Below are 23,053 nucleotides of genomic sequence, written 5' to 3'. Positions count from 1 at the left end.
AGCCTGCTCGCGAAGGACCCGAGACCGCCGTGGTGCACCAGGCACCCCGCGTCATCGTTGACGACCTTCGCGAGCGGGCTCGCTCCCACGCGGGAACCCGGAGATTTGCCATGAACTATCTGCCACTTCTTTTGCTATTGACCCTTTCCACCGCATACGCCGACAACGACGACACCCCACTGATCATCAACGGCTGCACCATCGCCGAACACAGCCAGTGCCCCGGCGCCGATCTCAAGGGCGCCAACCTGAGCAACCTGGACCTGCGCCACATGAACCTTAGCGGCGCCGACCTGCGCGAGGCCGACCTGCGTCACGCCCGCCTCGACCTGGCCAACCTGGAAAAGGCCCGGCTGCAAGGCGCCAACCTGACCCGCGCCAGCCTGCAACAAAGCAACGCGCGACTGGCTGATTTCACCTCGGCCAATCTGATGGCGATCCAGGGCTGGGGAATGTTCGCCCAGGGCGCGCAATTCGAGAAGGCCAACCTCAGCGCCGCCTACCTGCAATTCGCCCGCCTCTCCGGGGCCAGTCTGCACCACACCAACCTGCGCGCCGCCGACCTGGAAATGACCTGGCTGAGCAAGGCCGACCTCAAGGACGCCGACCTCAGCGACGCCAACCTGCAAGAAGCCAAGCTGGGCGAAAGCAACCTGGCCCACGCCAACCTGAGCGGCTCGCGCCAGCATTATGCGAATTTCCAGGATGCGAACATGGAGGGCTGCACGGGGTGCCCGACGACGTGGGACAGGTGAGTTTCAAAACAACACTCGCTCCCACAGTTTTCAACCCTGCGTCACCCCGCCTTGCGCACCACCCCCATATCAATCCCCAGATGCACCAGTTCGGCATGGGAACTGACCTGCAGTTTGCTCTTGAGCAATGTCAGGTGATTGGACACGGTCTTGCTGCTGATGCTCAACTGCTCGGCGATTTGCCGCGCCGGGGTGCCTTTGGCGAGCATCACGAAAATCTCCAGTTCGCGCTGGGTCATGCTCTGCAGGCGCGGGTCGCTGGCGTCCTGTTGCGGATGGCAGGCCAATTGAGTGGCCAGCGGCTGTTCGATGTAGGCATGGCCGGCGAGGACTCGGCGCACGGCCTCGATCAACACCTCAGGCGCCGAGCTTTTGGTCAGGTAGCCCGACGCCCCGGCGTCCAGTGCCTGACGCACCAAAGGCAATTCATCGTGCATGCTGAAAAACAGCACCCGCAGTTGCGGCAAGCGTTGGCGCAGGCGTCGGGTGGTTTCCAGGCCGCTGATGCCCGGCAAGCCGAAGTCCATGATCACCAGATGCGGGACGCTTTCCTGGACCCGGATCAGCGCCTCTTCACCGGTCGCCGCTTCACGGACTTCCATCGCCGGCAACACGGCGCGTAACAGGCTGGCGTAGCCCTGGCGGACTACCGCGTGGTCATCGACCAGCAGAATATTCATGAAGCCTCCAAAGGCATGCTCAAGGTCAACGCCCATCCGGCGCCGGGGTGGCTGATGATGCGCAGGTCACCGCCCAGGCTGCGGGCGCGTTCGCGCATCGAATGCAGGCCGACACCGGGACGCCGGGATGGCGCGGCACCACGACCGTTATCGCGCACCAGCAGACGCAAGTGCGCACCGTGGTGTTGCAGACGAACCCGCACCTGACTGGCCTCGGCATGCCGGGCGATGTTGGTCAGGGCTTCCTGCAGCAGGCGGTACAGATGGGTCTTGTCCGCTGCCGACAGCGACGGTAACCGCGCACTGGTCCGCAACTGACAATCGATGCCCTGGCGGCCCTGCCATTGCTCCACCAGCAAGGCGAAAGCGTCGGCCAGCGACAAGTGCTGCAAGACCACCGGATAGAGGTTGTGCACCAGCGCGCGAAACCCCTGTTGCAGATGCTCGCAGTTGTGTTCCAGCTCTCGTACCGTGCGCTCGACGGTCTCCGGTCGATCCGCCACCAGGCGCAACAGGCAAGCCTGGGCACGAATGCCGGCCAGGTATTGGCCGAGATCGTCGTGCAGGGTCTGGGCCAGCTGCGTACGCTCCTGCTCCTGCACCGCCAACAGCGCCTGGGTCAGCCTGGCATTATCGCTACCGGCCTGTTCCAGCGCGTCGGTCATGCGGTTGAAATGCGTCGCCAATTGCCGCGCCTCCGGTCCCCCTTCTGGACGTAGGCGCACTGTGAGCTGTCCGGCACACACCTGCTGGAATGCCCGCAGCAGCTCATCGAGCAGACCCATGCCGCGACGCACGGCCCAGCGGATGGTCAGCAGACTGACCACCAGGGCCATCGCACACAGGCTGAGCAGTTGTTGCACGGAGTCCCAGACTTCGTCGATTTCATCCCGTGGATCAAGCGCAATCTGCACCCGTCGGCCATCCGCCAGATCGAGGATTCTGGCGCCATGACGCACTTCGGCGAACAGCAGGCGGCCCAGCCAGGCATCGAGCCCGCCTTGCACGGCTAGCGGTGGCTGTTCATCCGGCCCCAGCCAGCGTACGCGGACGTGGCGCAGGCCTTGGGTCAGCCGCGGTTGCAGGCTGATCGGGTCACGTTCGGCGGTTTCGCTCAGGTACTCGACCACCGCTTCGGCCGATTGCAGTTCACGCTCCACATCCTCCAACGCCTGATGCATCAGCAACAGCATGCACGCCAGGGTGACCAGGGTGAAAAAACCGCAGACCCACAGGTTGATCCGCCACAGCGCTGACATGGCTAGCGTCCCGGTGTCGCGGGCATGACCTGCAACGGCGCGGGATGCGGCGCGTGAAGCCGGTCGACGCCGACCAGGGTCAAAATCAGCAGAAACGGCAGGAGCAGCGCTTTGACGATACGCATGGTCAATCCCCTCCATAGCAGTGGCCGTTGTCGACCATGCTAAAACCGCGCCGTCCGGCGCGGTCTACTACCTTGGTACTGGCCGGTTGGTACTTTCTGCATATTTCCACCACGGGACGGGCTTCCTATGCTGGCGCTACCTGTGATGGAGTGCCCTATGCGCCAGCTTGCCCCTTACGCGCTGTTTTACCTGCTGGCGATTGCCTGCGCCGCCGGGCTGGCCACCCAGAGCCAGGCGGCGGATGCGCCGTTGCAGGTGAGGATCGGCTATCTGGGCTATCGCCCCGATCCCGGCCCGCTGCTGTCCAACGTCATTGCCGAACCCACCGATGCCGGGTTGCGCGGCGCCGAACTGGCGATCACCGACAGCAACAGCACCGGGCGCTTTCTCAATCACAGCTACAGCCTGGTCGATGCCAACGTCGACAGCCCCGAAGCCTTGCTCATCGCTGCGAAAACCCAGCATGAACAAGGGTTGCGCCTGTTTGTGGTGAACGCACCGGCCAGCAGCCTGCGCCAGCTCAGTGCCGCGCTGCCCGACAGCCTGTTGTTCAATGCCGGCAGCCCTGACGACAGCCTGCGCACCACCGATTGCCTGCCGAACGTACTGCACAGTCTGCCGAGCCGGGCGATGCTCGCCGATGCGCTGGCGCAATTTCTGGTGCTGCGCAAATGGCAGCGGGCGTTGCTGATCGTCGGCCCGACCGTGGACGACCAAGCCTACGCCGCGGCTCTGCGCCGCGCCGCCAAGCGCTTCGGCCTGCAATTGGTGGCGGAAAAACCCTGGCGTTTCGATAACGATCAACGGCGCAGCGCCCAGGCCGATATGCCACTGTTTACCCAGACCGCCGAATACGACGTGGTACTGGTGGCCGATGAGCGCGGCGACTTCGGCGAATATGTACCGTACCAGACCTGGTACCCGCGCCCGGTCGCCGGCACTCAGGGCCTGACCCCGGTGGGCTGGCACAAAACCGTGGAAACCTACGGCGCCGCACAGTTGCAAAAACGCTTCGAAGCGCTGGCCGGGCGCTGGATGAACGACCGCGATTTCGCCGCATGGATCGCCGTGCGCAGCATCGCCAGCGCCGTGAGCAAACTGCGCCAGAGCGACCCGATGGCCATCCGCAACCTGGAAATCAGCGATCAATTGCCGCTGGACGGTTTCAAGGGCCGCAAGCTTAGTTACCGGCCGTGGAACGGCCAACTGCGCCAACCGATTCCGATCGTGCAACCCCGGGCGCTGGTCAGCACCTCGCCCCAGGACGGCTTTCTGCACCCTTTCAACGAGATGGACAGCCTGGGTTACGACAAGCCCGAGGTGAGCTGCCGCTTTCCCTGAACACAACAACTACAACAAGGAAACTGCCATGCGCCGCACTCTGCTTTGCCGCTCCCTGCTTACCTGGGCCGTGCTGCTCGCCGCCGGCCATGCCGCCGCCAGCACCGCATGGGTTTCCAATGAAAAGGACAACAACCTGAGCCTGATCGACATGCAGACCCTGCAAGTCACCGAGACCCTGCCCGTCGGCCAGCGCCCCCGTGGTCTGCTGCTGTCCCATGACAACAAGTTGTTGTACATCTGCGCCAGCGACTCGGACCGGGTCCAGGTGATGGACGTGGCCACCCGCAAGATCATCAAGGAACTGCCCTCGGGCAAGGACCCCGAGCAATTCGCCCTGCACCCCAACAACCGCTGGCTGTACGTCTCCAACGAAGACGATGCGCTGGTCACGGTGATCGACACCGAGACCTCCAAGGTGCTCGGCCAGATCAGCGTCGGCGTCGAGCCCGAAGGCATGGCGGTCAGCCCCGACGGCAAGTGGGCGGTGAACACCAGCGAAACCACCAACATGCTGCATTGGATCGACACCAGCACCCAGACCCTGGCCGACAGCACGCTGGTGGATCAACGGCCACGCTTCGTCGAGTTCAGCAATGACGGTGTGCAACTCTGGGCCTCGGCGGAAATCGGTGGCACGGTGACCATTCTCGACGTCGCCAGCCGTAATGTGCTCAAGACCCTGAACTTCCAGATCAAGGGCGTTCACCCGGACAAGGTGCAGCCGGTGGGCATCAAGCTCAGCGCCGACGGCAAGTACGCGTTCGTGGCCCTGGGCCCGGCCAATCACGTGGCGGTCGTCGACGCCAAGACCTTCGAGATCCTCGATTACCTGTTGGTGGGTCGACGCGTCTGGCAGTTGGCGTTCACCCCGGATCAAAAACAATTGCTCGCCACCAACGGCGTCAGCGGCGATGTGTCGGTGATCGATGTCGACAGCCTCAAGGTCAGCAAGTCGGTGAAGGTCGGGCGTTACCCGTGGGGCGTGGTGGTGACGCCATGAACGCCCTGGAGGTCAGCGACCTGAGCTTCGCCTACGGTCCTCGGGAGGCGTTGCGCCAGGTGAACTTCAGCCTGGCGCCCGGGCGTTTCGCCGCGCTGTTGGGGCCTAACGGCGCCGGCAAATCCACCCTGATCGCCCTGTTGACCCGACTCTATGATCTGCAGCAGGGTGATATCCGCGTCGGCAGCTATTCATTGCGCAACGCGCCTCGTCCGGCGCTCAAGCAACTGGGCGTGGTGTTCCAGCAAAGCACGCTGGATCTGGACCTCAGCGTCGAGCAGAACCTGCGTTACCACGCGGCGCTGCATGGCTTGTCTCGCCGCCAGACCGAGCGGCGGGTCGAGGCGGAACTGGCCCGCCAGGCCCTGGGTGAGCGCCGTGGCGAGCGGGTACGCGAACTCAATGGCGGCCATCGCCGGCGGGTGGAAATTGCCCGCGCCCTGTTGCATGAACCGCGCCTGTTGCTGCTCGACGAAGCCAGCGCCGGCCTCGACCCGGCCAGCCGCCTGGCGCTCAACCGGCACATTCGCAGCCTGTGTCGCGAGCAGCAGATCAGCGTGCTCTGGACCACCCATTTGCTCGATGAAGTGCAGCCCAGCGACGACTTGTTGATTCTCCATCAGGGCCGCCTGGTGGCCAGCGGGCAAGCCGATGCACTGAGTCTGGAACACGGTGGCGACCTGGGTTCGGCCTTCACTCGACTGACCACCACAGGAGCGGCCCGATGAACGCTTACTGGCAATGTTTCAGCGGTATCGTCCTGCGCGAATGGCTGCGCTTCGTGCTGCAACGCACGCGGTTTCTCAGCGCCCTGGTGCGCCCGCTGCTGTGGCTGTTGGTGTTCGCCGCGGGATTTCGCGCCGCCTTGGGCATCGCGATCATCGAGCCCTACGACACCTATATTCCGTACGAGGTCTACATCATTCCAGGCCTGGCCTGCATGATCCTGCTGTTCAACGGCATGCAGGGTTCGCTGTCGATGGTCTACGACCGTGAGATGGGCAGCATGCGCGTGCTGCTGACCAGCCCCCTGCCCCGGACCTTTCTGCTGTGCAGCAAGCTGCTGGCCACGTCGCTGATTTCACTGTTGCAGGTGTATGCCTTCCTGGCGATTGCCTGGCTTTACGGGGTGCAGCCGCCAGCCATGGGTCTGTTGATCGCCCTGCCCGCGCTGCTACTGGTGGCGTTGATGCTCAGCGCCCTGGGGTTATTACTGTCGAACGCGATCCGCCAGCTGGAGAACTTCGCCGGGGTGATGAACTTCGTGATCTTCCCACTGTTTTTCCTGTCTTCGGCGCTTTATCCGCTTTGGAAAATGCGCGAGGCCAGCGAGTGGCTGTACTGGCTGTGCGCGGTGAACCCCTTCAGCCACGCGGTGGAACTGGTGCGCTTTGCGCTGTATGAGCGTTTCAATCCGCTGGCGTTGGCGGTGTGCGTAGGGTTGACCCTGCTGTTCGCCCTGCTCGCCGTGCTCACCTTCAACCCACAACACGCTGCCCTGCGCAAATCCAGCTGACACCATCAATCCCCTCGCCACAGAAAACTTACTACTTTAGTACTGGTTTTACCTGTCTATCGTCGCATTCCCAACGCACCACGAGTGGCATGTAATGGGCGCATAACGATAAGGATCAATCCCCATGCCGCGTGCCCGACGTCGCCTGTTGCGTCCCACTCTTGCTGCGTTGTCGCTCAGCCTGTGGCTGGGTGGCGCACACGCAGAACCCCAGCTGTTTTCCCCCGACGGCTATCGTATCGACCTGTACCGCAGCCCGACACCGAACCAGCTGCAAGGCGCGACCCTCATCGACACCCCGGCCCTGCAAATCCTGCTGGGGCAACACCCGCGCCCGTTGTTGATCGACGTCTATCGCCGCCAATGGTTGCAAGGCCGTTTCATCGAAGACCAGCCCCATGACAACCTGCCCGGCAGCCATTGGCTGGCCAACACCGGCGACGGCGATCTGACGCCGCAATGGCAGGACTATTTCGCGGGCAACCTGCAAAAACTGACCAGCGGCGACCCAACGCAACCGCTGGTCTTCTATTGCCGCGCCGATTGCTGGTTGAGCTGGAACGCGGTCAAACGCGCAGCCAGCCTGGGCTATAAGACACTGTATTGGTATCGCGATGGCCTGGACGCCTGGCAAGCCGCCAATCTGCCACTGGCCCCAGCCCGACCGGAACCCTTCCCCTGAGCTTTACGCGTGCGTGTTGTTGCCACACCATAATCAAAATAATGAGGTGAAAGGCTATGTACAAAATTCTGATTGCCGACGATCACCCGCTGTTTCGCGAAGCCATACACAACGTCATCAGCGATGGTTTTGCCGGCAGCGAGGTGATGGAAACTGCCGACCTCGACAGCGCCCTGGCACTGACCCAGGAACACGATGACCTGGACCTGATCCTGCTCGACCTGAACATGCCCGGCATGCATGGGCTCAACGGCCTGATCAACCTGCGCAATGAAGCGCCGACCATTCCGGTGGTGATCGTTTCCGCCGAACAGGACAAACAAATCGTCCTGCAAGCCATCACCTACGGTGCCGTGGGTTTCATCACCAAATCTTCGCCCCGCGCACAAATGACCGACGCCATCCAGCAGATTCTCAATGGCAACGTCTACCTGCCCCCGGACATCATCCGCACGGCCAAAAGCAGCACCCATCGGCGAATGAACGACACCCCGAGCTTCCCGCCGGAACTGCTGCAGGCCCTGACCCGCAAGCAGTTGCAGGTCCTGGAGCGCATGACCAAAGGCGAGTCGAACAAACAGATTGCCTATACCCTGGAAATTGCCGAAACCACGGTCAAGGCCCACGTCTCGGCGATCCTGCGCAAACTCAACGTACACAACCGCGTGCAGGCAATCCTGAGTGCCGGGGATATTGATTTCGGGTCTTATCTGCGCCGGTGAGTCATTTCAGGAAGACCGGGTCGCCCCCTTCGCGAGCAAGCCCGCTCCCCCATTTGATCTGCGTCGCACGAAGATCAAATGGGGGAGCGGGCTTGCTCGCGAAGAGGCCAGTACCTGCACCCGAGAATTCAGGGTCTGGCGAGCAAATGGCTCATCGCCGTCTTCAGCTTCATCGGCCGCACCGGTTTGTGCATCAGGGTGTGGCCCAGTTCGCGGATCTGCTGTTTGAGTTCGTTGCTGTAATTGGCCGTGATCATCATGGCCGGGATTGCCGAAGCGCGACGGGCGTTGATCCGGGCCACGGCGTCGATGCCGTTGCGGTCGTTGTCCAGGTGATAATCGGCAATCAGCAAATCCGCCTCGGCATGGTAGTTGTCCACCTGCCGCGCCAGATCCTCTTCCGACAACGCCGTCACCACGCAACACCCCCACCCCTCGAGCAAGGTGCGCATACCGGCGCAAATGGTCGCGTCATTGTCCAATACCCAGATCCGCGCGCCGCGCAGCCGTTCAAGCATTGGCTCGCTCATCAGCAGGCTCGGCGCCGGCTTGGGCGCGGTGGCACTCAAGGGTACTTCCACCGAGAACATCGAGCCCTTGCCCGGCCATGAGCGCACCTGAATGCGGTGCCCGAGAATCCCGGCGATTTTCTCGACAATGGCCAGGCCCAGGCCCAGGCCTCGATCCTGGTCCGGGCGCTGCACATCCCCGCGCTTGAACTCCTGGAAAATTTCTTCCAGGCGATTTTCGGCAATGCCCATGCCGCTGTCCCACACCTGAATCGACAGGCGCTGGTGCTGACGTCGACAGCCCAGCACTACACGACCGCTGTAGGTGTAGCGAATGGCATTGCTCAAGAGGTTGCGCAGGATTCGCGCCAGTAACTGGATGTCACTGCGCACCAGTGCCGAACAGGGGATGAAATGCAGTTGCAGGCCTTCGCTACGGGCCACCTGGGTGTATTCGGCGGCGAGGTTTTCCAGCAGCTCGCTCAAGGCGAACGGTGCAATGTCGGCCTTGATCACGCCGGCATCGAGCTTGGAAATATCCACCAGGGTGCCCAACAGGTTCTCCACGTCTTCGAGGGAATTGCTGACATTGCGCACCAGAACCTCATTGCAGATCGGCTCGCGACGCTCCAGCAAGGCACTGGTGAACAGCCGTGCGGCGTTCAGCGGTTGCAGCAGGTCATGGCTGACCGCGGCGAGAAACTTGGTCTTCGACAGATTGGCCTGCTCCGCTTCCAGCTTGGCCTCGCGCAAGCGTGACTCGACCCGGCGGCGTTCCTCGATTTCCCGCAGCAACTGGTCGTTGAGGGTGGTCAATTCGGCGGTGCGTTCGCGCACCCGCAGCTCGAGGTTCTGATAGGCCTGGTGCAGTGCTTCGGCGGTGCGACGGCGTTCGGTGATATCGCGGATCAACACGAAAATCCCCACCACCTCACCGCTGGCCAGGCGATTGGGCACGTAGGAGCGCAACATATAGCGTTCCTGATTGTTGACGTTGGTCTCGGCGAATTCGAAGGTCACGCTTTCCCCGGCCAGCGCCCTGGCCACATAGGATTCCAGTCGCTGGTAATGCTGCTCGCTGTGCACTTCGCGCAGGCTCTGGCCGAGCATCACGCCGCGTGGCCAGCAGTACCATTCTTCGTAGACCTTGTTGGTGAACTCGTAGACCAAGTCGGCATTGAGGTAGGCGATCAACGCCGGCACATGATCAGTGATCAGGCGAATCCAGCGCTCGCTTTCGCTCAAAGCTTCGGCGTGCTGGTAGCGTTCGGTGATGTCGGTGAAGGTGTTGACGAAACCGCCGGTGGGCAACGGATGGGTACGGATTTCCAGGACGCGGCCGTCATACAGCCGCTGTTCGCACTCCTGCACCGGCCGCCCGTTGGCACCACGGCTGGCCGGGGTCAGCAAGGTCAGTTCGCTGTCGGCGATCACGTCGGCAAACAGCCGGTGGGCCGCCACCGGCGCCAGGCCGCTGAGTTCGAGAAACCGGCGGTTCCACAACTCAAGAATGCCCTCGGCGTTGACCATGGCCACCCCTTGGGACAGGTTGTCGACCGCCCGTTGCAGCAGATGCGACTTCTGCGCCACCGCCTGCTCGCGGCGCACGGTTTCGCTGAGCTTGACGTCGGTGATGTCGGTAAACAGGATCACCCGCCCGCCTTCCTGGGTCGGCCGTTCACTGACTTGCAGCCAGCGGCCGTCCTGCAGGCGATACAGCAGGTTTTCGTCGGCATGCCCGCGGGGTTCTTCGGTAAACAAGCCGTTGCTCTGCATCAGGCGCTTGACCTCGGTCAGGCGCATGCCGGCGTTGATCCGCACCCGACTGTTGCTCCAGAACGCCTTGAACCGACTGTTGAACAATACGATGCGCTGCTCGGCGTCGAACAATACGAAGGCATCGGAAATGCTCTCGATGGCATCGATCAGGTGCTGATGGGCCGTTTCGGCGCGCAGGCGGGCTTCGCTGAGCAAAAGGTTGCCGGCCTTGAGTTCGGCCATGGCCTGGTTCAAGGCATCCGTGCGTTCGCGAACCTGCTCGGCCAACACCACCGAATGCTGGAACGCTGCGTATGGATCGTTGCCACGGGTGATGCCGGACTCGATGCGCTCGATCAATGCCGCGTTGATGCGCTGCAGCTTTTGATTGTCGTGCTGCAACCCGGCGATCCGGGCCTGGAGTTCAGCGCTGTCCGAGGGATCGGCCCCGGGCAATGGCAACGCCGGTGAAGGTCTGGTTGATGTGCATGCCATTGAACTGTTCTCCGTAGCTGTTGAACCCCATCACCCGCTGCTCGCGCAAAAACCGGCCGATCTGCTCCAGGTTACCGTCGCCTTCCAGTTCCAGGCGCCTGAGGAAACAGTCACAGCCGATGGTCAGCAACAGGTCGCCAAGCCGCTCTTGCAAGCCGTCGAACAGGCTTTGCAGATTCGGCAGCATCGGGCCAGGTGTCATGGCGGTGAGGACGATGCCGTTCTCCACCGCGCAGTAGAAGCTCAGGCTCAGGTCCGGATGAACCTGCTGGATGGCGCGCACGTAATAGTGCTCGTTGATCCGCACCGCCAACGGGTGCGCGGCGAAGATCCGGTGGTCGAGTTCAGCCACCGGCACGCCAATGTGTCGGGCATACTCAGCCGCGGCCGGTTCGGCATTGAGCTCGAAGACCCGCCGCAAGGCGCTGTCGGCCCCGGTGACCACCAGCTTTTCCGCCCGAGGCAGGATGTGGTGGGTGGTAAACACTTCGAAATCCAGCCAGGTGTTGACCAGCACCACCACCGCCGCACCGCTATGGAAGCCGCCGTCGAAGTAAACATGGGTGTGGGTCAGGTAGTTGTCGTCGCCGGCCGAGCCACCGAAATGCGGAATGTCGCCCAACGCTGCACTCAAGGCCGCCAGGACCATTTCTTCCCGACTGGACAAGCCGTCGAGTAGCGTCAGGGCGAAACTGTTGCCCTTGATCGGTGCAAGCGTATTGCTGCGACAACCGCTGACCAGGCGCTCGACCATCTGTTGCGCGTCGATCAGGCTGAAGTGCTCCATTTCGTCGATCAGTTCGAGGGCAATGGAAAAGTGCCGATGATCGAAACCCACCGCCGTCACGCAATTGCGCCCGTAACCCAGCGGGGTGATTTCCCCGGCGCTGGTGCAGCCGGCCAGGCGTATGCCGCCGAACCCTTGCTGCAAGGCCTGGCCCAGCGCCTGCAAATCGTATTCGGCCGAACAGAAGAACAGCACAAAGCCCAGGTTCGGATGCAGCAACTGCCGCGCCAGCTCCTGCGCCACCTGCCGGGGATCGGTGGCCAGGGACATTGCACTGACGACCCCTTCGCTCTGGAACTGCTGCATCATCGCCCCCCGCAGGTGCGTGTGTAGGAGGCATGAGTGTACGAAGGCCTGGTGCCGGGACGTATGCTACTTGGGTAGCGGTCAGGGGCTTCGTTGGGAGTAGGAGCGAGCAGGCGCTCCCACTAAGGGATTTACGGCGCCGCTTACCAGGTCAACACCGCCCCCACCGCAAAGGTATCGGTGTCTTCGTTCTGGTTGCTGGTGTCGTGGCCGTTGATTTCGAACTGGTTGTACTCGGCCACCAGTTTCAGGTTGTCATTGACGTCATGGAACAGCGCAATGCCACGGGTTTCATAGTCCGCGCCGCTGCCGACCGCGCCGTTGCCATCGTCCTTGGTCTTGCCGTAAGACAGTGCCAGGCGGTTCTTGCCCAGCTTGTAGGAGCCCTGCAACAGATAGCCATCACTGTCGACGTTACGCAGGGTTGGCTCGCCCGCATTGTTGGTGAAAAACGGGTTGATGCCTTTGGCCTGGAAACCGGAGCCGGTGAGGGACAAGCCCCCCATTTTCGCCTGCACGCCGTAACCGACGCCTTTGGACGTGATGGTGTCGACGGTGGCATCGGTGTTGTCCGAGGTCTGGTAGCTGCCGTTGACCCAGCTGTAAATCTTAGCCCCGGCGAGGTCGAACTGGTAGGTGATCTCGCTCTCGGTGCGCGGGTTTTCCTGGTAGGCCTTGCCCGTCGGGCTGCTGTCATTGGTGTCCACCGGGTCCATGATGCCCACGGCCACCCGCAAGCCATCCATCACCGGGGTGCGGTAGGTGATTTGCGAGGTCGGGAACGGGTACGGATAACCGGTCCCGATGTTGCCGAACGACACCCCGCCGCCATCCACCAGCCCCAAGGTATCGCTGACCTGGCCGTACCCGGCGAGCAGTTCGTCGAGCAGGATGTTGGAGCGGGCAAACAGGCCGAAATCCTTGCCGATCAACACTTCGCCCCACTGCGGATTGGCCACGGTGCCGTAGAACTGCCGCACATCGATGGCGGTGTCGGTGCCGTTGGTTTCGCTGTCGTTGATAGTCACCCAAAACGAGGCGCGTGCGCCGAGCTTGAGATCATCGACCTGCTTGCTCATGTTGAAGCCCAGGTAGTTGGGTAGAAATCCCATTTTCACCCGCGACTGGCGACGGTCGTATTGTTCGCCGTCACGGTCGACATCACTGTTCACATAGAAGGCATTGATATAGCCATCGGTGGAGAACGTGGTCTGGTCCTTGTCATACAGCATGATCTCGGCCTCGGCCATCGAACTCAGGCCAAGGGAGGACAGACTGGCGATCAAGGCAGGCAAAAAACGATGCGTGAAGTTCTTATTGTTGTGCATGGCGCGCTCCGCGACGGGGGGGACTTGATGTCGGAGGCGATTATCGAAAGCTGACAGGCGGCGCCATACGCTGCCTTGGGGGCGGTATTGAGGTGCTTTGGAATGACCGGTGGCGCGCGATAGTTAGGGCGTACGACCGCTTGTCGGCAAGGCTTGGCACCAAGGGTGTAAGCTTGCCGGCGGATGTCCCTGCAGGAGGGAAAATATCGGTTTAGTGCGCTGCGTTCATCAGCATATAGGCGGCGACGATCAGGCAAACACTGGCGAACCCCACCTGCAACCCCCGCGCCGGCACCCGTGTGGAGAGTTTTCGGCCCACGACCATGCCCACGATACTGGCAATGATGAACGCCACGCCCAGCCCGTCGATGCGCACCCCGGCGTGCAACGCGCCGATCACGCCGATGGCCGAGATCAAGCTGATCACCATCAATGACGTGGCGACGATCCCGCGCATTTGCACATCGGTCAGTTGCTTGAACGCGGGCACTATCAGAAAGCCGCCACCGACCCCGAGCAACCCCGAGACGACGCCGGTCACCGCGCCGAGCGCGGCAAGGGTCGCGGTGCATTTGGCGGTCCAGGAAAAGCGTCCCGTGTGCTGGTCGAGCATGCAGTTTTTCTGGCCCCAGTTGGCATGGCCATGATCGCTCGGTCCCTCGTCCTTGCGCTCACGGCGCAACATCCGCGCGGCCACCATGACCATCAGCAGGCTGAACAGGATCATCAGGATTTTTTCCGGCAACTGATGGGCGAAGTAGATGCCCACCGGTGAAAATACCGCGCCGAGCGCCGCGATCAGCAACGCCGCGCGATAACGCACCAGCCCGTGCCGCAATCCATCGATGGCACCGACCGCCGCCGCGCTGCCTACGGCAAACAGTGCTACAGGTGCCGCTGTGGTCATGCTCCAACCCAGGCCCAGCACCAACGCCGGTACGGCAAGAATGCCACCGCCTGCCCCGGTCAATCCCAGCACCAACCCCATGACCACACCAAAAAAACTCGCCAGCAACATAGAACGCTCGTAATCCATGACAAAGGCCGGGAACGCCCGGTATCGATTGAGTGACAGGATAGAGCCCGCACAACTTTTTTCATCAATTGAATTGAAGCGGGGCTGGTCAACGCGGGGAAAATGAAACTAACCTCATGGCGACTCCACAAAGAAACCATCCCCATGTCCGCCCTGATTGAAGCCTTTTTTGACCCCGCCTCATCCACCTACAGTTACGTCATTTACGAAGCCGACGGCGGGCAATGCGCAATCGTCGATCCTGTGCTCGATTACGACGGCGCTGCCGGGCGCACCGCCACGGTCCAGGCTGATCGAATCATCGCATTTATCCGCGAGCACCACTTGCAGGTGCAGTGGTTGCTGGAAACCCACGCCCACGCCGATCACCTCTCCGCCGCGCCATACCTGCGTCGGGAACTGGGCGGCAAGATCGCCATCGGCCAGTCGATCTGCAAGGTGCAGAACGTGTTCAAGGCCCTGTTCAATCTCGAGCCGGAATTTTGCATTGATGGCTCGCAATTCGATCACTTGTTTGCCCCCGACGAGTCATTCCGTATCGGCAACCTCAAGGCCACGGCCCTGCATGTCCCTGGCCATACGCCGGCGGACATGGCGTACCTGATCGACGGCGACATGATTCTGGTGGGCGACACGCTATTCATGCCGGACGTGGGCACCGCGCGCTGCGACTTTCCCGGTGGCGATGCCCACCAGATGTTCACCTCGATCCACAAGTTGCTGGCCTTCCCTGCCAGCGTGCGCCTCTACGTCTGTCACGACTATCCGCCTGAAGGTCGCAAGCCATGCTGCATGACCACGGTGGGCGAACAACGCAAAGACAACATCCATGTGCGCGACGGCATAGACGAAGCAGCGTTTGTCGCCATGCGTACCCGGCGCGATGCCGGGTTGGGCATGCCGACGCTGTTGCTGCCGGCGATCCAGGTCAATGTGCGGGCGGGGAATCTGCCACCGGCCGAAGACAACGGCGTGACCTACCTCAAGATTCCGATCAACAAACTCTGACGCTGCAGGAGTGGTGTGAATGAGGTGCCAATGCTTCAGGTGCCTAGCGTCAATCCATTCGCCGGCAACGGCAGCGCCGTCTTGTAGCGCACCTGCTTGAGCGCAAAGCTCGACCGGATATTGGCGACGCCCGGGACTTTGGTGAGGAAGTCCATCATGAAGCGCTCCAGCGACTGGATGGTCGGCACCAGCACCCGGATCAGGTAGTCCGGGTCGCCGGCCATCAGGTAGCACTCCATCACTTCCGGGCGATCGGAAATCGCCTCCTCGAAATGCTGCAACGCCTCCTCCACCTGTTTTTCCAGGCTGACATGGATGAACACATTCACGTGCAGCCCAAGCAGGTCGGCATCGAGCAGGGTCACTTGCTCGCGAATCAGGCCCAATTCTTCCATCGCCTTGACCCGGTTGAAACACGGCGTCGGCGACAGGTTGACCGAGCGCGCAAGGTCAGCGTTGGTGATGCGTGCGTTCTCCTGAAGGCTGTTAAGAATGCCGATATCGGTACGGTCCAGTTTGCGCATGAGACAAAACCACCTGTTTTTTATGTTTATGCAGATTTTTTATCTGCAAATGATCTTTAGCGCAACGAAACAGAGAGAAATATTCTTCTTGGCCGGGCCTATGATTGTTGTAGGACAAGATTTCTTTAATCGAAGGAAATCTGTCAGCTCACTACAAGAAATTCACAAGATCGAGCGTAGAAGCCATGAACCAAGCGTACGAACCGCTGCGCCTGCACGTCCCGGAACCCTCGGGCCGCCCCGGCTGTAAAACCGACTTCTCCTACCTGCATCTGACCGATGCCGGTACGGTGCGCAAACCCCCAATCGACGTTGAACCCTCCGACACGGCCGATCTGGCCCGCGGCTTGATTCGCGTGCTCGACGATCAAGGCAATGCCCTGGGTCCGTGGGCCGAAGGCGTGCCGGTGGAGATCCTGCGCAAGGGCATGCGCGCCATGCTCAAGACGCGGATCTACGACAACCGCATGGTCGTCGCCCAGCGTCAGAAGAAAATGTCGTTCTACATGCAAAGCCTTGGCGAAGAAGCCATCGGCAGCGCCCAGGCCCTGGCGTTGAACATCGACGACATGTGCTTCCCGACCTACCGTCAGCAAAGCATCCTGATGGCCCGCGACGTACCGCTGGTCGATCTGATCTGCCAACTGCTGTCCAACGAGCGCGATCCGCTCAAGGGACGCCAGTTGCCGATCATGTACTCGGTGAAAGAGGCCGGTTTCTTCACCATTTCCGGCAACCTCGCCACCCAGTTCGTCCAGGCCGTCGGCTGGGGCATGGCTTCGGCGATCAAGGGCGACACCAAAATCGCTTCGGCGTGGATCGGCGACGGCGCCACCGCTGAGTCGGACTTCCACACCGCCCTGACCTTCGCCCACGTGTACCGCGCGCCGGTGATCCTCAACGTGGTCAACAATCAGTGGGCCATCTCGACTTTCCAGGCCATTGCCGGCGGTGAAGCCACCACCTTCGCCGGTCGCGGCGTCGGTTGCGGCATCGCCTCCCTGCGCGTCGACGGCAACGACTTCTACGCGGTCTACGCCGCTTCCGCCTGGGCCGCCGAACGCGCCCGCCGCAACCTCGGCCCGACCATGATCGAATGGGTCACTTACCGTGCGGGCCCGCACTCGACGTCGGATGATCCATCCAAATACCGTCCGGCCGACGACTGGAGTCACTTTCCGTTGGGCGATCCGATCGCGCGCCTCAAGCAGCACCTGATCAAGGTCGGCCACTGGTCCGAAGAAGAACACACCGCCGTCAGCGCCGAGCTGGAAGCTGAAGTGATCGCCGCGCAGAAAGAGGCTGAACAGTACGGCACCCTCGCCGGCGGACAGATTCCAAGCGCCGCGACCATGTTCGAAGACGTCTACAAAGAGATGCCGGAGCATTTGAAGCGCCAGCGTCAAGAGCTGGGGATCTGACATGAACGATCACAACAACAATATCCAGCTGGAAACCGCCATGACCACGACCACCATGACCATGATCCAGGCCCTGCGCTCGGCCATGGATGTGATGCTTGAGCGCGACGAAGATGTCGTGGTGTTTGGCCAGGACGTCGGTTACTTCGGCGGCGTGTTCCGTTGCACCGAAGGCCTGCAGACCAAGTACGGCACCTCGCGGGTGTTCGATGCGCCGATTTCTGAAAGCGGGATCGTTGGCACCGCCGTGGGCATGGGCGCCTACGGTCTGCGCCCGGTGGTGGAAATCCAGTTCGCTGACTATGTGTACCCGGCCTACGACCAGATCATTTCCGAAGCCGCGCGCCTGCGTTATCGCTCGGCCGGCGAATTCACCGCACCGTTGACCTTGCGCATGCCATGCGGCGGCGGCATCTACGGCGGCCAGACCCACAGCCAGAGTATCGAGGCGCTGTTCACTCAGGTGTGCGGCCTGCGTACCGTCATGCCGTCCAACCCTTACGATGCCAAGGGCCTGTTGATCGCTTCCATCGAAAACGATGACCCGGTGATCTTCCTGGAACCCAAACGCCTGTACAACGGCCCGTTCGACGGCCACCACGAACGCCCGGTGACGCCGTGGTCGAAACACCCCGCCGCACAGGTTCCCGACGGTTACTACACCGTGCCGCTGGATGTTGCCGCCATCGCCCGCCCGGGCAAGGACGTCACCGTGCTGACCTATGGCACCACCGTCTACGTGTCGCAAGTCGCCGCTGAAGAAAGCGGCGTGGATGCCGAAGTCATCGACCTGCGCAGCCTGTGGCCACTGGACCTGGAAACCATCACCAGGTCGGTGAAGAAAACCGGGCGCTGCGTGATCGTTCACGAAGCGACGCGTACCTGTGGTTTCGGCGCTGAACTGGCGGCGTTGGTACAAGAGCACTGCTTCCACCACCTGGAAGCGCCGATCGAACGCGTCACCGGTTGGGACACCCCCTACCCGCACGCGCAAGAGTGGGCGTATTTCCCAGGGCCGTCCCGTGTGGGCGCGGCGTTGAAACGGGTCATGGAGGTCTGAATGGGCACGCACGTTATCAAGATGCCGGACATTGGCGAAGGCATCGCAGAAGTTGAATTGTCTCAGTGGCACGTGAAAGTCGGCGACATGGTCGTCGAAGATCAGGTGCTGGCCGATGTCATGACCGACAAGGCGATGGTGGATATTCCGTCGCCGGTGCATGGCAAAGTCATCGCCCTCGGCGGACAACCGGGCGAAGTCATGGCGGTCGGCAGTGTGCTGATCAGCATTGAAGTCGAAGGCGCGGGCAACGTTAAGGAATCGGCTGCGCCAGCGGCTGCCGTCAAAGAAGCACCCGTGGCGGCGCCGAAAGCCGAACCCGTCGTGGAAAGCAAACCGGCCCCCGCCGCACCTCGTCCGGCAGCGGTTTGCCAGGGACCGATGGTCGCTCGCGAAGCCGATGAGCGTCCGCTGGCCTCCCCGGCCGTGCGCAAACATGCACTCGACCTCGGCATTCAACTGCGCCTGGTCCGTGGCAGCGGCCCGGCAGGTCGTGTGTTGCACGAAGACCTGGATGCTTATCTGGCTCAGGGTCAGTCCAATGCATCGTCCATCAGCAGCGCTTACGCCCAGCGTAACGACGAAGAGCAGATCCCGGTGATCGGCATGCGCCGCAAGATTGCCCAGCGCATGCAGGACGCTACGCAACGTGCCGCCCACTTCAGTTATGTCGAGGAAATCGACGTGACGGCCGTGGAAGAGCTGCGCGCGCACCTCAACGAAAAACACGGCGCGACCCGCGGCAAGCTGACCTTGCTGCCGTTTCTGGTCCGCGCCATGGTCGTCGCCCTGCGCGATTTCCCGCAGATCAATGCCCGCTACGACGACGAAGCCCAGGTCATCACCCGCCTTGGCGCGGTGCATGTGGGCATCGCCACCCAGGCCGACATCGGCCTGATGGTGCCGGTGGTGCGTCACGCCGAAGCCCGCAGCCTGTGGGACAGCGCGGCGGAAATCGCCCGTTTGGCCACCGCCGCGCGCAACGGCAAGGCCAGCCGCGATGAACTGTCCGGCTCCAGCATTACCCTGACCAGCCTCGGCGCGTTGGGCGGCATCGTCAGCACCCCGGTGCTGAACCTGCCGGAAGTGGCGATTGTCGGCGTGAACAAGATCGTCGAACGGCCGATGGTGATCAAAGGCCAGATCGTGGTCCGCAAGATGATGAACCTCTCCAGCTCCTTCGATCACCGCGTGGTCGACGGCATGGACGCGGCGCTCTTCATCCAGGCCATCCGTGGCCTGCTCGAACAACCCGCCACGCTGTTTATGGAGTAAGACATGCAAACTCTGCACACCACGCTGCTGATCATCGGCGGCGGCCCCGGCGGTTATGTGACAGCGATCCGTGCCGGTCAGTTGGGCATTGCGACCATTCTGGTAGAAGGCGAATCGTTGGGCGGCACCTGCCTGAACATTGGCTGCATTCCGTCCAAGGCACTGATTCACGTCGCCGAGCAGTTCCACCAGACGCAGCATCACAGCCAGCATTCGGCGCTGGGCATCAAGGTGTCCGCGCCAACGCTGGATATCGGTAAAAGCGTCGAGTGGAAGGACGGCATCGTCGATCGCCTGACCACCGGCGTCGCAGCGCTGCTGAAAAAGAACAAGGTGCAGGTCGTGCAAGGCTGGGCCAAAGTGGTCGACGGTAAAACCGTCGACGTCGGCGACACCCGCATTCAGTGCGAACATCTGGTGCTGGCCACCGGCTCCAAAAGCGTGAACCTGCCAATGCTGCCGATTGGCGGGCCGATCATCTCCTCCACCGAAGCCCTGGCGCCGGCGTCCGTGCCGAAGCGGCTGATCGTGGTTGGTGGCGGCTACATCGGTCTGGAGTTGGGCATTGCCTACCGCAAACTCGGTGCCGAGGTCAGCGTGGTCGAGGCCCAGGAGCGTATCCTGCCGGCCTACGACGCCGAACTGACCCAGCCGGTACACGATGAGCTGAAGAAGCTCGGCGTGACACTTTACTTGAAGCATAGCGTGCAAGGCTTTGATTCAACGACGAATACCTTGCAGGTACTGGATCCGAACGGTGACACCCTGAACCTGGAGACCGATCAGGTACTGGTGGCCGTGGGTCGCAAACCGAACACCCAGGGCTGGAACCTCGAAGCACTGAACCTGGACATGAACGGCTCGTCGATCAAGATCGACAACCGCTGCCAGACCAGCATGCGCAACGTGTATGCCATTGGCGACCTGAGCGGCGAACCGATGCTCGCTCATCGGGCCATGGCCCAGGGCGAGATGGTGGCCGAACTGATCAGCGGCAAAGCCCGCGAGTTCAACCCCACCGCCATCGCCGCCGTGTGCTTCACCGACCCGGAACTGGTGGTGGTCGGCAAGACCCCGGACGAGGCCAAGGCAGCCGGTTGGGACTGCATCGTTTCCAGCTTCCCGTTCGCCGCCAATGGCCGGGCGATGACCCTGGAATCGAAAAGCGGCTTCGTGCGCGTGGTCGCCCGTCGCGACAATCATGTGATTGTCGGCTGGCAGGCGGTCGGTGTCGGGGTGTCCGAGCTGTCGACGGCGTTTGCGCAAAGCCTGGAAATGGGCGCGCGGCTGGAAGACATCGGCGGCACCATCCATGCGCATCCGACGCTCGGCGAGGCGGTGCAGGAAGCGGCGTTGCGGGCGTTGGGCCACGCACTGCATGTGTGATTCAGAACAATTGATGGCGGCAAGCAGGCTGGCGATTTCTTGAAGCCAACTCGATTTATCTGCCTGTCATCCGATAGTCCGGGCTGCGAAACGGGCCCGGAATGAAGTATTGTTGTGCCCATCCGGAAAAACGTCAGAAGCCTTGAACCGTTTCGGCGGTTGTTAAGTGATAGAGGGTGTCATGGGTAACGAAAGCATCAACTGGGACAAGCTGGGTTTTGACTACATCAAGACCGACAAACGCTATCTGTCGTACTGGCGTAATGGCGAGTGGGACAAAGGCACCCTGACCGAAGACAATGTGCTGCACATCAGCGAAGGCTCCACGGCCCTTCACTATGGCCAGCAATGCTTCGAAGGCCTGAAGGCCTATCGTTGCAAGGACGGTTCGATCAACCTGTTCCGCCCGGACCAGAACGCCGCGCGCATGCAGCGCAGCTGCGCCCGCCTGCTGATGCCGCACGTGTCCACCGAACAGTTCATCGAAGCGTGCAAGGACGTGGTCCGCGCCAACGAGCGCTTCATCCCGCCTTACGGCACTGGCGGCGCGCTGTACCTGCGTCCGTTCGTGATCGGCGTGGGTGACAACATCGGCGTGCGTACCGCCCCCGAGTTCATCTTCTCGGTGTTTGCGATCCCGGTCGGCGCCTACTTCAAAGGCGGCCTGACCCCGCATAACTTCCTGATTTCCACCTACGACCGTGCAGCACCACAGGGCACCGGCGCGGCCAAGGTCGGTGGCAACTACGCCGCCAGCCTGATGCCGGGCTCCCAGGCCAAGAAGGCACATTTCGCCGACTGCATCTACCTGGACCCGCTGACCCACACCAAGATCGAGGAAGTCGGCTCGGCCAACTTCTTCGGGATCACCCACGACAACAAGTTCGTGACCCCGAACTCGCCATCGGTGCTGCCAGGTATCACCCGTCTGTCGCTGATCGAGCTGGCCAAATCCCGTCTGGGCCTGGAAGTGATCGAAGGCGACGTGTTCATCGACAAGCTTTCGGACTTCAAGGAAGCCGGCGCTTGCGGTACCGCTGCCGTGATCACGCCGATCGGCGGCATCAACTACAACGACCACCTGCACGTCTTCCACAGCGAAACCGAAGTCGGTCCGATCACCCAGAAGCTCTACAAAGAGCTGACCGGCGTGCAAACCGGCGACATCGAAGCGCCAGCAGGCTGGATCGTCAAGGTTTGATCTGACGTCACCCGCAATAAAAATCGCCGCCCCGGGCTTTCGAGGGCGGCGATTTTTTTTGCCTGGCTGAAGGTGGAGCTAAGCGAGAAGCCCCACACGTTCCGGATCCGGCCAGAACAAGGCCGCCTGTCCGCAGGGAGCGCCCTGCTCATCGATCAGCGTCCACACGCTGCCTTCGTGAATCATGAAGGCTTGCCCCAGGCGGTCCACCCGATAGCCGCTGTAGCCATGGGCAATGCCGTTGGCGGTGACCTGCTCCAGCAATGTCTGACGCATTTCCCTGTCCAGCGGCGAGGCACTGAAACGCGACGGCATGCCGATGAACTGTTCGCGCGGGTACTTGAAACAGGCCAGCGCCTGCTCGTTGGCGTAGTAGAACAGTGGATCGGCTTGCGTGCCGTGGGCCAACAAAGCGTACGGCGCGTGGGCATGCAGCCAGGCCAGACGCTCGTCCGCACTCAGGGAATCGGGGGTGGGCAAGCCAGCGCCTGTCCAGTGTCGATAAGCGGTGTCCAGTTGTTGGACCGTCTCCATGAATTCGTTGATTGGCGACATGGGTTTCCTTCCAGAACAGCGTAATGGGTCGTGAAGCGCACCGACGCTACTAAAAAGCCGTCCTGAAAAACAGCCTCAGATACGTGATTGCTCCTTGCAGGAGCGCGCTCGCTCGCTGCCCAAAGGCGTTTTTGGGTTTCTCGCGAGCAGAGCTCGTCCCTACAAAACCAGAGCAGTCATTAAGACTATATGAAGTCCTAATGACTGCATGCGTAACGAGTCATAAAAACCACCATCACGCATAAACACCAATGTTTTCAGGCTCTTCCAGTTGGCCTGATTTTTGGTAGGTGTATTGCGAAAGCTCATCTACCCAAAAA

The 23,053-nt window shown here is 61.7% G+C and carries 22 protein-coding genes; 13 read left to right on the top strand and 9 right to left on the bottom strand.

What is annotated here, in order from left to right:
* The first annotated feature begins 110 nt into the window (after window positions 1-110).
* Complete coding sequence (locus AC07ZE_RS13085; RefSeq protein WP_207265176.1) at window positions 111-755, top strand: pentapeptide repeat-containing protein; 645 nt, start codon at window positions 111-113, stop codon at window positions 753-755.
* A 41-nt stretch (window positions 756-796) separates the two neighbouring features.
* On the opposite strand, the gene AC07ZE_RS13080 is transcribed toward AC07ZE_RS13085, so the two are convergent.
* Genes AC07ZE_RS13080 through AC07ZE_RS13070 form a run of 3 tightly spaced genes read right to left on the bottom strand, consistent with a single transcriptional unit; the run spans window position 797 to window position 2,819 of the window.
* Window positions 797-1,435 (bottom strand): response regulator, encoded by a 639-nt coding sequence (locus AC07ZE_RS13080; protein WP_207265175.1) that lies wholly within the window; start codon window positions 1,433-1,435, stop codon window positions 797-799.
* The gene (locus tag AC07ZE_RS13075) at window positions 1,432-2,694 is read right to left on the bottom strand and encodes a HAMP domain-containing sensor histidine kinase (RefSeq protein ID WP_207265174.1); all 1,263 of its coding nucleotides are present in this window, start codon (window positions 2,692-2,694) and stop codon (window positions 1,432-1,434) included. Before AC07ZE_RS13075 ends, AC07ZE_RS13080 begins: the two co-directional genes overlap by 4 nt.
* Window positions 2,695-2,696: 2 nt before the next feature.
* On the bottom strand, window positions 2,697-2,819 hold the full coding sequence (locus AC07ZE_RS13070; protein ID WP_259331951.1) for a hypothetical protein: 123 nt from the start codon (window positions 2,817-2,819) through the stop codon (window positions 2,697-2,699).
* Window positions 2,820-2,976: 157 nt separating this feature from the next.
* Here AC07ZE_RS13070 and AC07ZE_RS13065 point away from each other — a divergent pair, with 157 nt between their 5' ends.
* The 6 genes from AC07ZE_RS13065 to AC07ZE_RS13040 all read left to right on the top strand — a co-directional run bounded on the left by AC07ZE_RS13065 (window position 2,977) and on the right by AC07ZE_RS13040 (window position 8,084).
* Window positions 2,977-4,161: an ABC transporter substrate-binding protein gene (locus tag AC07ZE_RS13065; RefSeq protein WP_207265173.1), complete on the top strand. Its 1,185-nt coding sequence runs from the start codon at window positions 2,977-2,979 to the stop codon at window positions 4,159-4,161.
* 28 nt (window positions 4,162-4,189) lie between these two features.
* Entirely contained in the window at window positions 4,190-5,164 is a 975-nt protein-coding gene (locus AC07ZE_RS13060) for a YVTN family beta-propeller repeat protein (protein WP_207265172.1), read from the top strand.
* Window positions 5,161-5,892, top strand: a complete 732-nt coding sequence (locus AC07ZE_RS13055) for an ABC transporter ATP-binding protein (RefSeq protein WP_207265171.1) — start codon at window positions 5,161-5,163, stop codon at window positions 5,890-5,892. Before AC07ZE_RS13060 ends, AC07ZE_RS13055 begins: the two co-directional genes overlap by 4 nt.
* Window positions 5,889-6,680: an ABC transporter permease gene (locus tag AC07ZE_RS13050; RefSeq protein ID WP_207265170.1), complete on the top strand. Its 792-nt coding sequence runs from the start codon at window positions 5,889-5,891 to the stop codon at window positions 6,678-6,680. Before AC07ZE_RS13055 ends, AC07ZE_RS13050 begins: the two co-directional genes overlap by 4 nt.
* 124 nt (window positions 6,681-6,804) lie before the next feature.
* Window positions 6,805-7,362 carry a PQQ-dependent catabolism-associated CXXCW motif protein gene (locus tag AC07ZE_RS13045; RefSeq protein WP_207265169.1) on the top strand — a complete coding sequence of 186 codons (558 nt, stop codon included), beginning with the start codon at window positions 6,805-6,807 and terminating at the stop codon, window positions 7,360-7,362.
* 56 nt (window positions 7,363-7,418) lie between these two features.
* A complete protein-coding gene (locus AC07ZE_RS13040; RefSeq protein WP_007976602.1) occupies window positions 7,419-8,084 on the top strand; it encodes a response regulator transcription factor in 666 nt (221 codons plus the stop codon).
* 128 nt (window positions 8,085-8,212) lie between these two features.
* Here the strand turns inward: AC07ZE_RS13040 and nahK are convergent, their stop codons facing one another.
* From nahK to AC07ZE_RS13020, 4 genes are all read right to left on the bottom strand, one after another.
* Window positions 8,213-10,846, bottom strand: a complete 2,634-nt coding sequence (gene nahK / locus AC07ZE_RS13035; RefSeq protein WP_207265168.1) for a hybrid sensor histidine kinase/response regulator NahK/ErcS' — start codon at window positions 10,844-10,846, stop codon at window positions 8,213-8,215.
* Window positions 10,776-11,939, bottom strand: a complete 1,164-nt coding sequence (nosP, locus tag AC07ZE_RS13030) for a nitric oxide-sensing protein NosP (RefSeq protein ID WP_207265167.1) — start codon at window positions 11,937-11,939, stop codon at window positions 10,776-10,778. Before nosP ends, nahK begins: the two co-directional genes overlap by 71 nt.
* A gap of 143 nt (window positions 11,940-12,082) precedes the next feature.
* The gene (locus tag AC07ZE_RS13025) at window positions 12,083-13,267 is read right to left on the bottom strand and encodes a porin (protein WP_207265166.1); all 1,185 of its coding nucleotides are present in this window, start codon (window positions 13,265-13,267) and stop codon (window positions 12,083-12,085) included.
* A gap of 211 nt (window positions 13,268-13,478) precedes the next feature.
* Window positions 13,479-14,285 (bottom strand): sulfite exporter TauE/SafE family protein, encoded by an 807-nt coding sequence (locus tag AC07ZE_RS13020; protein WP_207265165.1) that lies wholly within the window; start codon window positions 14,283-14,285, stop codon window positions 13,479-13,481.
* A 162-nt stretch (window positions 14,286-14,447) separates the two neighbouring features.
* Here AC07ZE_RS13020 and AC07ZE_RS13015 point away from each other — a divergent pair, with 162 nt between their 5' ends.
* On the top strand, window positions 14,448-15,311 hold the full coding sequence (locus AC07ZE_RS13015; protein WP_207265164.1) for an MBL fold metallo-hydrolase: 864 nt from the start codon (window positions 14,448-14,450) through the stop codon (window positions 15,309-15,311).
* A 35-nt stretch (window positions 15,312-15,346) separates the two neighbouring features.
* Here AC07ZE_RS13015 and bkdR read toward each other — a convergent pair whose 3' ends face one another.
* Window positions 15,347-15,835: a Bkd operon transcriptional regulator BkdR gene (gene bkdR / locus AC07ZE_RS13010; protein ID WP_008059350.1), complete on the bottom strand. Its 489-nt coding sequence runs from the start codon at window positions 15,833-15,835 to the stop codon at window positions 15,347-15,349.
* A 185-nt stretch (window positions 15,836-16,020) separates the two neighbouring features.
* On the opposite strand from bkdR, the gene AC07ZE_RS13005 reads away from it, so the two are divergent.
* From AC07ZE_RS13005 to AC07ZE_RS12985, 5 genes are all read left to right on the top strand, one after another.
* Window positions 16,021-17,256: a 3-methyl-2-oxobutanoate dehydrogenase (2-methylpropanoyl-transferring) subunit alpha gene (locus tag AC07ZE_RS13005; protein WP_207265163.1), complete on the top strand. Its 1,236-nt coding sequence runs from the start codon at window positions 16,021-16,023 to the stop codon at window positions 17,254-17,256.
* 1 nt (window position 17,257) lies between these two features.
* Window positions 17,258-18,316 (top strand): alpha-ketoacid dehydrogenase subunit beta, encoded by a 1,059-nt coding sequence (locus tag AC07ZE_RS13000; protein WP_207265162.1) that lies wholly within the window; start codon window positions 17,258-17,260, stop codon window positions 18,314-18,316.
* On the top strand, window positions 18,317-19,591 hold the full coding sequence (locus AC07ZE_RS12995; RefSeq protein ID WP_207265161.1) for a dihydrolipoamide acetyltransferase family protein: 1,275 nt from the start codon (window positions 18,317-18,319) through the stop codon (window positions 19,589-19,591).
* A gap of 3 nt (window positions 19,592-19,594) precedes the next feature.
* Window positions 19,595-20,977, top strand: coding sequence for a dihydrolipoyl dehydrogenase (gene lpdA / locus AC07ZE_RS12990; protein ID WP_207265160.1), 1,383 nt, complete (start codon window positions 19,595-19,597; stop codon window positions 20,975-20,977).
* A gap of 181 nt (window positions 20,978-21,158) precedes the next feature.
* Window positions 21,159-22,178, top strand: a complete 1,020-nt coding sequence (locus AC07ZE_RS12985) for a branched-chain amino acid aminotransferase (RefSeq protein ID WP_137807003.1) — start codon at window positions 21,159-21,161, stop codon at window positions 22,176-22,178.
* Between the two features lie 78 nt (window positions 22,179-22,256).
* On the opposite strand, the gene AC07ZE_RS12980 is transcribed toward AC07ZE_RS12985, so the two are convergent.
* Entirely contained in the window at window positions 22,257-22,733 is a 477-nt protein-coding gene (locus tag AC07ZE_RS12980) for an MEKHLA domain-containing protein (RefSeq protein WP_207265159.1), read from the bottom strand.
* Window positions 22,734-23,053: the final 320 nt, after the last annotated feature.

This window comes from Pseudomonas sp. GW101-3H06, assembly GCF_059424605.1.
The sequence above is the reverse complement of the archived record's forward strand: the minus strand, read 5'-3'. Positions and strand labels throughout refer to the sequence as shown.